Source organism: Pantoea latae (assembly GCF_002077695.1).
In the GTDB taxonomy this organism is placed as follows: domain Bacteria; phylum Pseudomonadota; class Gammaproteobacteria; order Enterobacterales; family Enterobacteriaceae; genus Pantoea; species Pantoea latae.
On sequence record NZ_MWUE01000019.1, the window covers coordinates 144,758 to 159,216 of the forward strand.

The window sequence follows — 14,459 nt, forward strand, 5'->3', positions numbered from 1 at the left end:
AAACAAAAAGCCCGCTCGGGTTTCCCTGAGCGGGCTTCTTAAATATGGCTCCTCTGACTGGACTCGAACCAGTGACATACGGATTAACAGTCCGCCGTTCTACCGACTGAACTACAGAGGAATCGTTTCGATGGAGCGCATATTAAGGGCAGCGCGCCGGGGTGTCAACAGCAAAAAACACATTAGCATTCAACTGGCTAGCTTTGCAGCAAAGCGATCGCGAATTAAGCGCTGTGGGTGAAAAAGCCCTCAACGCGCGGCAGCGGATGCTGATGATAAAACTGACGCAGGTGGTGATACATCGCCGGAAAGCGCTGATACAGCAGGTCCGGCGCGGTAAAAAAGTATTCGGAGAGCACGGCGAAGCACTCTGCCGGATCGCTGGCGGCGTAGGGATCGATAGTCGCGGCCTGTTCGCCCACCAGCTCAACCTCGTTTTCAATCTCATCCATCGCCGCGCGCAGATCTTTTTCCCACTGCGCCACGTCGCGCAGCGCCATCACGGGAATGCCGCTGGTATAGCCGCGACCGCGCGCGTCCAGCTTGTGCGCCACTTCATGGATCACCAGGTTATAGCCTGAGAGATCGAATGCATCCTGAAGATCGAGCCAGTTAAGCACAATCGGACCCTGGGTCCAGCTCTGTCCGGCATGCACCGCGGCGGCGTGATGCACCAGTCCCTGTTCATCTTCCCAGCTGTCGGCCACCTCGAACGGCTCCGGGTAGATCAGCACGTCATGAAAGCCGTCAAGCCACTCCAGCCCCAGCTTCAGCACCGGCAGGCAAAACAGCAGGGCGATGCGCGCGCTGCGCAAGGCATCCAGCTCCACCTCCTGCAGCGGCACCAGCTTTTTTTGCTGAAGAAAGCGCTGCGCCATGGCGATCAGCGCCTGCTGTTCCTCTTCGTCCAGCCAGCTAAACACCGGCTGCGCCAGCGCCTGCCGCCAGGGCAGATCGGCAAGGAGAATGCGGTTATCGTTTTTCCATGGCCATTTGAACATCGCTAACCTCGCTGACGCCTTATCCGCGCTATCCTGATCTGCCAGAAAAAATGCCAGCATCCGTAACGGCCGCTGGCACTCTACTCTGGCTGCAGGGGTGAAAGCTGTCTATTCAACCGTTTAGCCTGCAATTTGTCTGTGATTCAGCCCGCAAAGCGCAGCTAATCGCGCTCGACGCGCTCGAATTCAATCACCCAGACCCAGGGATTCACCTCCCAGCTGGTGGCGCCGTACTGCTTTTGCCAGGCTTTGCGGTAGGCCTCTTTCGGCGACTCCGCGTTCATGTTCATGGTGAAGAAATTATTCAGGAAGTGCGAATCGGTCTGCACCCCTTCCGCCATGATGTCATCTTCGCTGATATCCTGGATCTTCTCCGCACGCACGGCGGTGATCTGCAGGTTGATGCGGCTGGCCCAGCGTGGCATGTGAATCGCAGTCTGCCAGCCGAACTGATCGGCTTCCGGGCTGCCCTGGCTATGGTGCCCCAGCTCGTTGTTGTCGGCGCGGTACTGACAGAAGGCCGGCAGGCGGAACGGTTGCGGATCGCGTTCATATTCCGCCAGATCGTTTTCCGGCACGATCGGACCGCGCCAGGTTTCGCGCACCCATAAAATATCGCCCGGCTTGCCGTAGGGGCAGTGCTGGCTGATATCCGCCATCGACATCAGCTTATAGCCATGCAGATGGTTAGCGTTAACGTCAAAGGCGTGCACGCCTTCATGGTGATCCTGACCTGGGCCAAAAGCCTGCGTTTTCATGATGCGCCGGGTCTGAGTTTGCTGGCCAACCAACAGGGCGCGAACCCGCTGTTCGGAAAAAAGAATCGGCCGTTCTTTCATTGATTACCTCTGAATAAATATAGAACCCGGTTGACGCGTATCAATCCGCCGCCTTGCGTTTGAGTGCAGATGCGATGATTTCCCATCAGTCTGCTTAACAATTTGTCGCCTTACAATAACGGCAACACGGCGATTTGCCTTTAGGAAAAAACGAAAATGCAAAAAACGCACCAGACCGGGTTTGCTAAGTGGTCCCTTACCTGGTATAGCCCGGATACAGTACGTTATATCCGCCATTTTAGAAACCTTTTCAGAATCTTTCACCTTCACAAAGCAGAAATATGCCATTCAGACGGCTAAACGCCTGGGTGGCATTGTTGAAGAAGCAGGAGGCGCTGGCGTGTATCAGCGAGGATCATTAATAAGTTTCCCTTAAGATAAATTATATGGAGAAATGCTGAAATTTTGTTAATAGCTGGGATATTGCGGCAATTAGCGCTATAACTCGATCCCGGTCTCATTTTTTTGAGCGCCGGTTTGCCTCACAGCGCAGTAACACCACCCTGTGTCAAAAATTTGTCATCGGCTACTCGTTAAGATGACGTCCCACGGCGACCGGCGTGCGGTCACCGCGCCATAGCCAAACTTTAACAGGGAGATAAGCCATGTCGCTCTCACTCTGGCAAACGCGCTTCGAAAGCTGGTTTCAGATTAACTGGGTTCATGATGACAAGGCGCACGATATCGCCCATTTGCGCCGCGTCTGGATGAGCGCGCAGCGCATTATGGCGGGCAGCGACGTCAGCCCGCTGGTGATCCTGACCGCCTGCTACTTTCATGATGTGGTCAACCTGGCGAAAAACCATCCCGAGCGCCATCTCGCCTCGACCTATGCGGCGGAAGAGACCACACGCATTTTAACCCAGGATTTCCCCGATTTCCCCGCCGCGCTGATCCCGGCTGTCGCCCATGCCGTTAAGGCGCACAGCTTCAGCGCGGCCATCGCGCCGGAAACGCTGGAGGCGAAAATCGTGCAGGACGCCGACCGGCTTGAGTCGCTGGGCGCTATCGGCCTCGCGCGGGTGTTTTACACCGCCGGCGCGCTGAATCGCCCGCTGTTCGACAACGAGGATCCGCTCGGCAAAATGCGCGAGCTCAACGACGTCAACTGGACGCTGGATCACTTCCAGAAGAAGCTGCTGCGGCTGCCGGAGACGATGCAAACCGAGACGGGCAGGGCGCTGGCGCAGCATAACGCCGATTTTCTGGTGCACTATATGGCGAAACTCTGCGCCGAACTGCAGGGAAATCTCACCAGCTTCGACGAGTCGGTGCTGCGCGATTTCACCCCGCTACGCGCGTAATATTAAATTTTTATGACAGTATGTTAAAAGCAGGTTGCTTCCGCTACGTTGTGGAGACATAACGAAGGGAGTAACGGAATGACTGATACGGTAAATTTGACGATTAAGATTGATCCGGCGCTGAAGGAGCAGATTAAACAGCTGGCGCTGGAGAATGAGATCTCAATGAGTCAGGAGATTGTTCAGCGTCTGCAGGAGAGCCTGTTGCCGCCTGCCGCTGCGGCGGTCGATAATCAGGATACGGCGGAAAGCGCGTCAAACGTGTTTTCGGCGGATGAGGTTAAGCAGCTCCGCGCCCTGTTGAAGAAGCAGGGCAAAAAGAAAAAATAAAGAGAACCCGTCGCAAGACGGGTTTTTTTATTGGCGCCGTTTACGCCTGCCCGATGCGAAACTGCTGCACGCTTTGCGCCAGCCGCGCCGCCTGCTGCTCCAGCGCATCGGCGGCGCGCTGCTGCTGCGCGCTGAGGCTGGCGCTGGCCTGAAGGGTTTCATCCAGCTTATGGATCTCGGCGGCGATATGGCTGACGCGCGCGCTCTGCGCCGTGGCGTTGTGCTGCAGCGCCTGAAGCTGTCCGGCAATAGCGGTGACCGCGCCGCTGATAGTCTGGAACAGCGTCTCCAGCACTTTGACTTTATTAAAACCCTGCGCCACATGCTGCTGCGTATGCTGGATCAGCCCGTCGATACGCTGTGTCGAACCGCTGCTCTGGCTGGAGAGCATGCCGATCTCTTTTGCCACCACGGAGAAGCTGCGCCCGTACACCCCGGCGTGCGCCGATTCGATCGCCGCATTCAGCGCCAGCAGGCGAGTCTGCAGCGATAGACTCTCCAGCATCTCCACGATGCCGGCGATATCCCCTGAAGCGGAGACAATCTGGCGCATCTGCGTCTCCATCTCGTCGACGCGCGACGCGCACTGCTGCATCAGCGTGTCGGCGTCGTGCGCCTGCCGCGTCGCCTGCTGCGACACCTGAGCGCCTGTTTCGACCTCTTCCGCCACGCGGCGCAGCCGCTGCGACAGATGGGTAAAACTGGCGTTCTGCGCCTGATGCTGCGCGCTGACGCGCGCATTATGCCGCTGCATCTCGCCTGCGCCTGCCGCCACGCTGGCGGCGATGGTGTTGATTTCATGCACGATATGTCGCAGCCCGCTACGCATCTCCGCCAGCGCGCTGAACAGCTGCCGCGTTTCGCGCGCCTGCAGCCGCCCGGCCGCCGGAGGCGACAGCAGATCGCCGGTGGCAATCTGCTGAAGCTGGCGGCTGGCGTGACGCAGCGGCGCAATCACGCCGCGCGCCAGCAGCACGCCGCCCACCAGCAGCAGCGCGAACAGCAGCGCGCTCACCACCAGCGACCCGTTGCGGCTGTGCGTCATGCTCGCCAGCGTGTCGCGGTTGACCGCGCTCAGCTGCCTGTTCGCCGCGTCGATTTCGGCAAACCAGGCGTTGTTGAACTGCTGCTGGTAGGCCTGCATCGGCACCCTAAAAAAGGCGTCGATCTGGTTAGCCTGCAGCCCTTTCAGCTGCTCTTCCAGCCCCTGCGTCAGCAGAGCAAAGCCCTGTGCCAGCGCGCTCTCCTGCTGTGCGCCATAGCGCGCGAACAGGGCTTTAGCCTGAGTGAGCGACGCGTCGGCGCTCTCGGCGAGGCTTTTCCAGCTGTCGACCGAGCCGCTCTGCTGATCCTGCATCAGATAGATGCCGGCGCGATGACTGTTGTCGCTGGCGGTGAGCAGTTCTATTCGCGCTTTATCAAGCAGGGCCAGTCTTTCCCGCAGCAAGGCGGCCTGCGCCAGCGCGTTTTGCGTATGGTTAACCTGCGCGGTGAACAGCGCGACGCCCAGCGCCTGCAGCAGGCAAAAAAGCGTGACGAACAGCGTGAAGTTGCCGCGCAGGCTGCTGAGCCAGCCGGGCAAGCCCGGCCTGCGCAGACGAAAGCGGCGAGAGAACAGTGTGAGAGTGGACATAGCGCAACCTGAAAATAAAAGCGAGTATTCATCGGTTGCGTGACAGCGTTGTGACAGCGGGCGCACGGGCGGAAAAACAGCACAATGCGCTTTACTAAGCTAAACTCTGGCTCTGTTACGGCCTGTTTAACTGGCGGATAGCGGGCAGCAGCAGCTGCGCCACGGCGGCGAATACCGGTACCACCACCGAGTTGCCGAACTGTTTGTAGGCCTGGGTATCGGAAACCGGAATGCGGAAGCGCTGTTCGCCCGGCGCCTCAAACCCCATCAGGCGCGCGCACTCGCGCGGCGACAGGCGGCGCGGTCGGCGCGCCATGTTGGCGGCATTGCCGAAGTCCGCTTCGCCCAGCGCTTTGTCCCAGCCGCGGTCGATCAGGATCTCTGAGCCGTCTTTGTAATAGCGCGCCGACAGCGTGCGCACGCAGACGTCTGCGTTACGCGGATCGTTCAGCCCGAAGCCGAAGCCGTTGCCTTTCGCCTTGTGTTTGCGGGCGTAGTCGTAGAGATAGCGCCACAGCTGCTCAGAAAGAATATATTTCTCCTCTGGCGCTGGCTCCAGCAGGCTTTGCAGGCTCGGCACCGCAGGCGGATAGTGCTGCTGGATCTGACGCAGCGACAGAGTTTTGCTGAAGGGGTAGTCGCGGCGGATGCCCACCAGCACGATGCGCTCGCGATGCTGCGGCAAAAAATGGCGTGCGTCGATGATTTTGGCGTCCGGCGAATCCGCCTCGGCGTCCGCCACGTCGTAGCCCAGCTCATCCAGCGTCGCCATGATGATGGCAAAGGTGCGCCCTTTATCGTGGCTCTTGAGATTTTTGACATTCTCCAGCACAAAGATCGGCGGCTTTTTCGCGGCAATAATGCGCGCTACATCGAAAAACAGCGTGCCCTGCGCCTCGCACTCAAAGCCGTGGGCGCGGCCCAGCGCATTCTTTTTGCTGACGCCCGCCAGCGAGAAAGGCTGGCAGGGAAAGCCGGCCAGCAGCACCTGATGATCGGGGATCGCCGCGTCGATATGGCGGTAGATCGCCGCCTCGTCGCGCAGTCCGTCGGGCTGGGTGATCAGGCGGATATCGGTATTAAAACGGTGCTCCTGCGGATCGCTGTAGTGATTCGCTTTATAGGTGCGCACCGCCTCTTTGTTCCACTCGCTGGTGAAGACGCATTTGCCACCGATGGCGTCGAAGCCGCGTCGGATGCCGCCGATGCCGGCGAAAAGATCGATAAAGCGGAACAGCGGCTGGTCGTAATGGGCGGGACGCGCCGGCAGCAGGCTGCGCAACAGCGCGCATTCCCCTTCGCTCAGCGGCGGCAGCGCGCTTTTATTTTGCCGCAGACGCGTCAGCTGCTGCGGCGTCCAGTCGCGAAAACCCGCCTGATGCAGTCGCGCCGCGACGTCGCGCGCGGCGTAAATCGCCAGCACCTGGCGCATCAGGTCAGCGGCGTCGCTATCGGCAGAGAGCAGGGGAGAAGCGGGTTCCGGCAGAGCGGTGGCGTCATCGACAAGCATGCGTTTTTCCTTAACAGTGAACGGACTATGCTAACACTCCTGAGGCCGCGAAGAAATTAGTGCCGCTCGGGCAGAGAGCTTAACCGCGCCGCAGGCTGTCGCTTTTATTGAGGCAGGCTAAAGTTGATAGACGTAGGCAAAAAGGAGACGCCATGGCCGATGTACACTCCAGCACCACGCGCAGCAAAAATATGCGCGCAATACGCCAGCAGGACACCGCCATCGAACTTCGGGTGGCGCAGCTGCTGAAAGATCGCGGTTTCGCCTATCGTGTTCAGGATAAAAATTTGCCGGGGCGACCCGATTTCGTGCTGCTGGAGCAGCAGGCGATTATCTTTGTGCACGGCTGTTTCTGGCATCACCATCACTGCTATCTGTTTAAAGTGCCGGCGACGCGCACCGAATTCTGGGTAGGCAAAATCAACAGCAACGTCGAGCGGGACAATCGCTATGTACGCCAGCTGCAGGAGAGCGGCTGGAAAGTGCTGATTATCTGGGAGTGCGCGCTGCGTAATAAACTGCGGCTCAGCGATGGCGATCTGCAGGAACGGCTGGAGGAGTGGCTGCTGGCGATGGAGAGCAGTGCGGAGATCGATCACAACGGCATCCAGCACTATCGTCCGCGCTGAGGCCGCCTTGCCTTGCGGGCGTGGCCGGGTTAGATTTCGCCTTCCCCCGCGATCAGGAGTTCTGTATGAGCAGTATTAAACTGACGGTCAAACGTCTTTATCAGCTGCGCGACGAGCGCATGGTCAATGCGCACGCCACCGCGCGCGTGTTTATCGGCGATACGCTGATCGCGACGGAGGAGATTACCGGCCTGACCGAGAGCCCGGTCAGCAAATACCTGCACGCAGGCGAGCTGACCGGCGCGGTCCGCGTAGAGTGGGACTGCGACGGCGTCGCGGATATTAGCGCCGCAGCGCTGGAGCGCTGTCCCTGTTGTCAACATAACGAACCGGAATAAGGAAGAGATTTTGGCAGGATCCAGCTTACTGACTTTATTAGATGATATTGCAACGCTTCTGGACGATATTTCCGTCATGGGGAAAGTGGCGGCGAAAAAAACCGCTGGCGTGCTGGGCGACGACCTGTCGCTGAACGCGCAGCAGGTCACCGGCGTCAAAGCCAACCGCGAACTGCCGGTGGTATGGGGCGTGGCGAAAGGCTCGTTTCTCAACAAGCTGATCCTGGTGCCGCTGGCGCTGCTGATCTCCGCCTTCGCCCCCTGGCTGATCACGCCGCTGCTGATGATCGGCGGCGCCTACCTCTGCTACGAAGGGGTAGAGAAAGTGCTGCACAGTTTGCAGCACGACAAGCAGGAAAAAAGCCCGGAGGCGCGCCAGCAGCGGCTCGATAAGCTGGCGCAGCAGGATCCGCGCGCGTTTGAGAAAGACAAGGTCAAGGGCGCGGTGCGCACCGACTTTATCCTCTCCGCGGAAATCGTCGCCATCACGCTCGGCATCGTCTCCGACGCGCCGCTGCTGAATCAGGTGCTGATTCTGGCGGGCATCGCCATTCTGGTGACCATTGGCGTTTACGGCATTGTCGCCGCTATCGTCAAGATCGACGATCTCGGTGACTGGCTGACAAAGAAATCGTCCTCTGTCGCTCAGGCTATCGGCGGTTTCCTGCTCGGCTTCGCGCCCTGGCTGATGAAAATTCTCACCGTCGTCGGCACGCTGGCGATGTTTCTGGTGGGCGGCGGCATTATCGTGCACGGCCTGACGCCGCTGCATCACCTGATTGAAACCCTCACCGGCGATATGAGCGGGCTGGTAGCAAGTTTGCTCAGCAATGGCGCCAACCTGGTGCTCGGTTTTATCGTTGGGTCGATCGTGCTGTTGGTGGTGAATCTGATTGCTAAACTGCGCGGTAAATCGGTATAAAGCGCACTTGCATCATGAAGTGAAGTCAGGAGAGGAGACGCTATGAACGACGATATGTTTGAATTTGATATTGATGCGCAGCTGGAGCAGGCGGAAGCCAAAGCGGCGGAAAAGGTCAACGAAGTACCTGCTGATTTAGGCGACGACGCGGACTGCGAAGGCTGCAAAATCTGATTTCAGGCCTTATGAACACTAAAAGCGGATAATAATTTTTATCCGCTTTTTTTATTTTCAACATTTCTTACTGCTTTATTCTGAATTTACGATTTTTTTGCGTACCTTAACGGGCAGGATGTCCGGATGGCTGCTATAGATAGAGAGGTTCTGTTAACGGTCACCTGGAGGACGCAACATCATGTTTACCATTAGCGATGAAGTGCAGCATAAAGAGGGCGGGCCTGCTATGGTCGTCACCGGCTTTGCCAGCGGCATGGTGGAATGCCGCTGGTATGACGGCTATGCCGTGCGCCGCGAAGCCTTTCATCAGGATGAGCTGAGCCACGCAGCAGCGGAGTCGCCGCTCGCCAGCTAGCGCGCTTTTAACGGGGATGCGATCTCCATCCCCCGTGACCTCCCGCAGTTTTTCCCTCTCCACGCCTGCTATACTCGCCAGATCCCTGTTATTCGGAGCATGGTTGCTGATGGCTGTTTTGCCGCTCTCTGTGCGGACGTTACGTCCTGTAATGCGCGTTCACCTCTTATTTTTAGCGGTCTTTCTTTTCTCTCTGTTTCTGACCTGGCGCGAACTCTACACCCTGAAAGCGAACGATGAGGCCCGGCAGCGTGCCGCGCTGGTCGATCTGCAAAACGGGCTGGAAAGCCAGTTTCAGGAAAGCATTGACGGCATCATCTTTTATCGCCGCATGTTCAGCTACGCGCTGGCGCATCCGCTGGACGCCGATCACGGCCGCCGCGCGCTGGCGAGATTTCAACATCTGCGCGCGCAGCCCGCCTGGCAGCTGCGGCTCGATATGCCGCGCAGCATGCCGATCAACGGCGTCGGCGACGGCTGGCTGACTCAGGATGCGCTGCTGCAGCGCGATCCGCAGCGGCTGGACGGCGAGCTGCGCGCCGCGCTGGAGTTCAGCTTTATTCTGCAGTTCAGCGACGCGGCGAACGATTTCCACTCCCGCTTCTGGTACACCTCGCGCGCGGGTTTCTACATCAGCTCGCGTCCGCCGCAAGATTTAGCCGCGCTCGCCGCCAGCTACGCCACTATGGTGTCGCGGCCCTGGTTCCGCGCGGGCGCCGCGCAGGCTGGCCTTCAGCCGCGCTGGTCCGGCGTCTATCAGGGTGCGGAGCAGGAAGGGCCGATGCTGACCGCCAGTATGCCGGTGATCGATGACGGCTACTGGTACGGCACGCTGTCGATGGACTTTACCCAACAGCGCATCGCCGGGCTGCTGAACACCCTGCGCCACGGCGCATTGCAGGGCAGCGTGCTGCTGCTGGATAAAACCCTGCAGCCGGTGGCGTCGCTCAACGTTCCGGACGGCAAGACGCTGAGCCGTGCTGCCCGTCAGCAGCTTTATGCGCAGATGACACACCAGCCATATGGCGCGCTACGTCTGGAGCGGCAGTTTATCAGCTGGATCAAGCTGAGAAACGTTGACGGCTATCTGGTGAATCAGCAAACCCTGACGCAGGGGCTACGGCAGGATTTAGGGCGCGCGATGCTGTTTATGCTCACCATGTGGCTGTTGTTCGTGCTGCTGCTGCTGCTGGCGCATCAGGTGATTGTGCGGCTGGTGCGGCGGCTGAGCCAGCTCTCCGCCCGGCTGGAGTGGCGCGCCAGCTACGATGGCCTGACGCGCCTGCTCAACCGCAGCACTTTTTTTGAGCGCTTCGAGGCAGAGGCGACGCGTTGCGCGCAGCTCAGGGTGCCGCTGGCGGTGATCCAGCTTGATATCGACCACTTTAAGTCGGTCAACGACACCTGGGGGCATCAGGCGGGCGATCGGGCGCTGATGCGCGTCGCCGCGACGATAACGCAGGCGCTGCGTAAAAACGATCTGGCCGGCCGCGTCGGCGGCGAGGAGTTTTGCGTGGTATTGCCGGAGACCAGTCTGGCGGATGCGGTGAAGGTCGCGGAGCGTATGCGTCAGCGGCTGGCGGAGAAAACCATACTGGCCAGCGCCAGCCGCAGTTTTCGCGTCACTATCTCGGCAGGCGTCGCCAGCAGCGAAGCGCAGAACGACTACCAGCCGCAGCGGCTGCAGGCGGATGCGGACCGTCGCCTCTATCTGGCGAAGCGTCAGGGCCGCAACCGCGTGGTGGCCGAGGATTAGACCTTGCCGTCGTTATCCTCTTCCACCGCCTGGTAGATGCGCTGCAGGATGTCGGGAAAGGCGGACTGCACGCGGCTCCAGCTGGGAATAAACGGCTTGTCGTTCGGGCGTTCGATAAACGCCTGGCCCGCTTCCAGAATCGACTGGGTGAACATTTCGACCGCGGCCTCTTCGATGTGCTGATCGAACTTCAGGCCGTTCATCGCCGCCTCGTGATTGTAGATCTCCATCATATCGAGCGCGTTGCGGTAGTAGGTCGCCTTCAGCACGCGAAAGGAGTCGCTGGTGAGCGGCACGCCCATGGTCGCCAGCTTGCGCAGCAGCGACTGCACAATATCGCTGCTCATGCGCTTCAGCCCGCCGGTGCCGTCATCTTCTGCCAGCGGCTGATGCTTGTGGTCGTAGTTGTGGGCGATCTCCACCTGACAGGTCTGGCGCGTGGTGTAGTTGCGGTAGATCTCCGACAGCACGCCGATTTCCAGCCCCCAGTCGCCGGGGATCTTAATGCCGTTAAGCACATGGGTGCGCATGGCGAACTCGCCCGACAGCGGATAGCGGAAGCTGGCGAGGTAGTCGAGATACTCGGAGTGGCCGTAGACTTTTTGCAGCGAACGCAGCAGCGGCCCCACCAGCAGCCGACCGACGCGGCCGTTCAGCTTGCCGTCGGCGACGCGGGCGTAGAACCCTTTGCAGAACTCATACTGAAAGGCAGGGTTGGCCAGCGGATAGAGCAGGCGCGCCAGCATGCCGCGTTCGTAGGTGACGATATCGCAGTCGTGCAGCGCCACGCACTGGGTGCGATCCGAGGCCAGGGTAAAGCCGGTGCAGAACCAGACGTTGCGTCCCTTGCCCGGCTGGGAAGGGGAGAGCCCCTCTTTATCCAGCTCGGCGTCGATCGCCTTCAGGCGCGGGCCGTCGTTCCATAAAATGCGGTGGCGCTGCGGCAGGCGCGAGAAAAATTCGCGCGCGTAGAGAAACTGATCGCGGTCGGCGCGATCGAGACCAATCACAATCTCGTCGAGATAGGGCACTTTGGCCAGCTCATCAACGATATGGCTCAGCGCCGGGCCTTCCAGTTCAGAGAAAAGCGACGGCAGGATCAGCCCCATTTTGCGTTTGCGCGCGAAGCGCACCATCTCTTTTTCCAGCGACTCGACGCTGCGGTCGGTCAGATTATGGAAATTGGTAATCACGCCATTCTGATAAAAATCGCTCATCGCGCTTTCCTTTTGATAAACAGTGGGTGCGGCTTAATCGGGCTGGGTGAGAAAGTAATCAAGACCCTCTTTCCAGCCCTCCGGGCCGTAGTGCGCCGTAGCGTAGATCCGTTGCGTATCCTGCCGGCTCAGCGAGACGGGCGTTTTGCTGTAGCCTTTGATCACCACCGCGTAGTCAACCGCATCGAGCATCGGCGCGTCGTTAGGGCCATCGCCGAGGCCGAGGGTCGCCGGTGCGCTGTCATACTGGGTCAGCAGCCAGCGCAGCGCCTCGCCTTTGCCGCTGCCTGCTGGCATTACGTGCCAGAAGCGGCCGCCCTGGGTGAGCTGCAGCTGATGCTGCTGCAGCGCGGCGCGAAAGGCGTCGAGCTTCTCTTCATCGTCGCGCCAGACAATCACCTCCGACGCCTGACGCTGCCGCGCCAGCGCCGAGTCGCTTTCCGTCAGGCCGGTCATCGCTGCCACTTCCGGATCGCTAAAGTCATGAAAGCCTTTAAACCTGTATGTTGCCTGTAATGCCTTGAGCTGCTGGTAGAGGCTGTCATAGTCAGGGCTCTGCGGCGGAATGCGCACCTGGCGCGTGGCCGACATCTGCACCAGCGCGCCGTTTTCCGCAATAAAAGGCAGGCCCGCCAGGCCGAGGCGCTTTTGCAGCGGCGCGATTTCCGCAGCGGTTTTGCTGGAGCAGAGCACGACCGGCACCTGATGGCGCTGAAGCTCGGCCAGCCAGTCGGCGGCGGCGTCCCAGCGGTAGGTATGATGATCGAGCAGGGAACCATCCAGGTCGGTGACGATTAACAGCGGCTGTTGCAAACTGGGCATAGCGGGCTCCTTGCGACATTAACTGGCGGATTTTCAGTATTATAGTCAGAGCGGTTTTACGCCTGCTTTTCACCTGCCGCGCGGCACTTCCAGGATAATTCTTAAAACACCAGCGCAAAGCAGGGTGGGATGCACAAAGAGTGCAGAGGCAACGCGGCTAAATCAGGGCTGTTCCGCTTGCCGGTCGGTGTGTTTAGCAGAAAAAGTCGCAGGCTTGTGCATCTCCAGGACTTGTCTTAATGGCGTTCAGGCGTACTCTGCAAAGGTGTCAAGAATTTCCTGACGTAACGAATAGGCTGTTTATTTACCCGGCGCTCCCTGCCGGGTATTTTTTTGCCGCGCGCTCAGCGATTCATTTCATTGCAGCTGCAGTCGCGGATATCCAGTTCATACTCGTCCGCCAGCTCGATACTGCTGCCCCAGGCTCTGCCGCCTGGCCGGTGAGGGCGGTCGCCCTCCGCCTGCGGCAAAGGGGGCTGCGTTGCGCTGCGCGGCAGGGTTTCCAGCAGCGCGTCGACGTCGGGTTTATCGTGAGGCTGCGGGGCGGGGCCGGTGTGGTGTGTAGGCGCCATTATCGCTCTCCTTTTGAGTGAAAAGGATCTACAGGCTTGCTGTGACCCGGCATAACGACGGATCGATTAAGTATAGACGGCGGCTGGCGCGGGGCGAGGGCGGAATAGCGGGCAAAAAAAAGCCCGCGCTGCGCGGGCAAAATCCTTGTTACTTTTAGGTTGACTGCCCCTTTGGGGTTGGCGCAGTGAGGAAAGTGTAAAAGGTTGCCCTGTCAGAAGTCTTGTTGCGAAACGTTAAGAAAGCGAAAAATTCCCCGCTTACCTAAATTTACCTGCTTTTTCCTTGGTAATCAGCGTCATCGTCTATAGTTAGTCACGGAGTTGAATCATAACGCGACAAGGAGAGACCATGGATTTATTACGCATTATTATCGCGATTATTCTGCCGCCGCTGGGCGTTTTTATGCAGGTGGGCTTTGGCGGCGCCTTCTGGCTCAATATCTTGCTGACGCTGTGCGGCTATATCCCCGGCATCATTCATGCGGTATGGGTGATTGCGCGTCGCTGAGTCCTGGCTCTTCGTTTACACTGATGCGCAGGAAAATCATCAGGAGCAACGCGCATGAAGGTCAATGACCGCGTCACCGTAAAGACCGATGGCGGCCCGCGCCGCCTCGGCACCATCCTCGCCGTCGAGCCGTTTAATGAAGGAGTCATGTATCTGGTGGCGCTGGAGGATTATCCGCTGGGCATCTGGTTTTTCAATGAGGGCGACCATCCGGAAGGGGTGTTTGTCGAGCCGTATCACGAGACCTGAGCGCTGCACAAAAATAACAGGAGCCGTTAAGGCTTAATGCTTGTTAGTTAAGGCTGCTATTTTCTTAAAATGGCGGCCTTTTCATTTATGAGTATGAGCATGCTGGTGCGGGCCACTGCACCTCCTCTGCTGCCGGGCCGTCCTCGCGCCGCTTCGCGGTGCCTTCGGCTGCAACGCCGTGCCGGACGGACCGTTCGGGTACGGCCATCCAGGCCTACCCGAACTGCCGGTCGCATCCCTGCGACCGGCTCCTGGCACAACGTTTCCGCCTCAGCGCTGCGAATAGCCCTCTACAGC

At 59.3% G+C, this 14,459-nt stretch carries 17 protein-coding genes and 1 tRNA gene; 10 read left to right on the top strand and 8 right to left on the bottom strand.

Annotated features, from left to right (window positions below; translation table 11 throughout):
* Positions 1–45: 45 nt before the first annotated feature.
* The 3 genes from B2J69_RS13835 to B2J69_RS13845 form a co-directional block, all read right to left on the bottom strand.
* Positions 46–121: transfer RNA gene (locus tag B2J69_RS13835), tRNA-Asn, on the bottom strand.
* A gap of 103 nt (positions 122–224) precedes the next feature.
* Positions 225–1,001 carry a DgsA anti-repressor MtfA gene (gene mtfA, locus B2J69_RS13840; protein WP_174580907.1) on the bottom strand — a complete coding sequence of 259 codons (777 nt, stop codon included), beginning with the start codon at positions 999–1,001 and terminating at the stop codon, positions 225–227.
* A 161-nt stretch (positions 1,002–1,162) separates the two neighbouring features.
* Complete coding sequence (locus tag B2J69_RS13845) at positions 1,163–1,840, bottom strand: ASCH domain-containing protein (protein WP_081140105.1); 678 nt, start codon at positions 1,838–1,840, stop codon at positions 1,163–1,165.
* 605 nt (positions 1,841–2,445) lie between these two features.
* Here B2J69_RS13845 and B2J69_RS13850 point away from each other — a divergent pair.
* The gene (locus B2J69_RS13850) at positions 2,446–3,144 is read left to right on the top strand and encodes a phosphohydrolase (protein ID WP_081140106.1); all 699 of its coding nucleotides are present in this window, start codon (positions 2,446–2,448) and stop codon (positions 3,142–3,144) included.
* A gap of 78 nt (positions 3,145–3,222) precedes the next feature.
* A complete protein-coding gene (locus B2J69_RS13855; protein WP_081140107.1) occupies positions 3,223–3,474 on the top strand; it encodes an Arc family DNA-binding protein in 252 nt (83 codons plus the stop codon).
* A 40-nt stretch (positions 3,475–3,514) separates the two neighbouring features.
* Here B2J69_RS13855 and B2J69_RS13860 read toward each other — a convergent pair whose 3' ends face one another.
* Together B2J69_RS13860 and dcm are read right to left on the bottom strand one after the other, a co-directional pair.
* On the bottom strand, positions 3,515–5,107 hold the full coding sequence (locus tag B2J69_RS13860; RefSeq protein WP_081140109.1) for a methyl-accepting chemotaxis protein: 1,593 nt from the start codon (positions 5,105–5,107) through the stop codon (positions 3,515–3,517).
* A 115-nt stretch (positions 5,108–5,222) separates the two neighbouring features.
* Positions 5,223–6,617, bottom strand: coding sequence for a DNA (cytosine-5-)-methyltransferase (gene dcm / locus B2J69_RS13865; protein ID WP_081140110.1), 1,395 nt, complete (start codon positions 6,615–6,617; stop codon positions 5,223–5,225).
* 152 nt (positions 6,618–6,769) lie between these two features.
* Here dcm and B2J69_RS13870 point away from each other — a divergent pair, with 152 nt between their 5' ends.
* The 6 genes from B2J69_RS13870 to dgcQ all read left to right on the top strand — a co-directional run bounded on the left by B2J69_RS13870 (position 6,770) and on the right by dgcQ (position 10,794).
* The gene (locus tag B2J69_RS13870; protein WP_081140111.1) at positions 6,770–7,246 is read left to right on the top strand and encodes a very short patch repair endonuclease; all 477 of its coding nucleotides are present in this window, start codon (positions 6,770–6,772) and stop codon (positions 7,244–7,246) included.
* 65 nt (positions 7,247–7,311) lie between these two features.
* Positions 7,312–7,584: a hotdog family protein gene (locus tag B2J69_RS13875; RefSeq protein WP_081140113.1), complete on the top strand. Its 273-nt coding sequence runs from the start codon at positions 7,312–7,314 to the stop codon at positions 7,582–7,584.
* Between the two features lie 10 nt (positions 7,585–7,594).
* Positions 7,595–8,506 (top strand): DUF808 domain-containing protein, encoded by a 912-nt coding sequence (locus B2J69_RS13880; protein WP_081140114.1) that lies wholly within the window; start codon positions 7,595–7,597, stop codon positions 8,504–8,506.
* A 42-nt stretch (positions 8,507–8,548) separates the two neighbouring features.
* A complete protein-coding gene (locus tag B2J69_RS24450; protein WP_256461758.1) occupies positions 8,549–8,680 on the top strand; it encodes a hypothetical protein in 132 nt (43 codons plus the stop codon).
* A gap of 178 nt (positions 8,681–8,858) precedes the next feature.
* A complete protein-coding gene (locus tag B2J69_RS13885; protein ID WP_081140115.1) occupies positions 8,859–9,038 on the top strand; it encodes a YodC family protein in 180 nt (59 codons plus the stop codon).
* Positions 9,039–9,147: 109 nt separating this feature from the next.
* Positions 9,148–10,794, top strand: a complete 1,647-nt coding sequence (dgcQ, locus tag B2J69_RS13890) for a cellulose biosynthesis regulator diguanylate cyclase DgcQ (protein WP_081140117.1) — start codon at positions 9,148–9,150, stop codon at positions 10,792–10,794.
* On the opposite strand, the gene B2J69_RS13895 is transcribed toward dgcQ, so the two are convergent.
* The 3 genes from B2J69_RS13895 to B2J69_RS13905 form a co-directional block, all read right to left on the bottom strand.
* A complete protein-coding gene (locus B2J69_RS13895) occupies positions 10,791–12,011 on the bottom strand; it encodes a glycosyltransferase family protein (protein ID WP_081140119.1) in 1,221 nt (406 codons plus the stop codon). The two genes, dgcQ and B2J69_RS13895, sit on opposite strands and share 4 nt — an antisense overlap.
* Before the next feature lie 33 nt (positions 12,012–12,044).
* Complete coding sequence (locus B2J69_RS13900) at positions 12,045–12,833, bottom strand: mannosyl-3-phosphoglycerate phosphatase-related protein (protein ID WP_081140121.1); 789 nt, start codon at positions 12,831–12,833, stop codon at positions 12,045–12,047.
* Positions 12,834–13,177: 344 nt separating this feature from the next.
* Positions 13,178–13,405 carry a DUF2525 domain-containing protein gene (locus B2J69_RS13905; RefSeq protein ID WP_081140123.1) on the bottom strand — a complete coding sequence of 76 codons (228 nt, stop codon included), beginning with the start codon at positions 13,403–13,405 and terminating at the stop codon, positions 13,178–13,180.
* 349 nt (positions 13,406–13,754) lie between these two features.
* On the opposite strand from B2J69_RS13905, the gene B2J69_RS13910 reads away from it, so the two are divergent.
* Together B2J69_RS13910 and dsrB are read left to right on the top strand one after the other, a co-directional pair.
* The gene (locus B2J69_RS13910; protein WP_033749833.1) at positions 13,755–13,913 is read left to right on the top strand and encodes a YqaE/Pmp3 family membrane protein; all 159 of its coding nucleotides are present in this window, start codon (positions 13,755–13,757) and stop codon (positions 13,911–13,913) included.
* Positions 13,914–13,967: 54 nt separating this feature from the next.
* Positions 13,968–14,162 (top strand): protein DsrB, encoded by a 195-nt coding sequence (dsrB, locus tag B2J69_RS13915; protein WP_081140125.1) that lies wholly within the window; start codon positions 13,968–13,970, stop codon positions 14,160–14,162.
* Positions 14,163–14,459 lie beyond the last annotated feature (297 nt).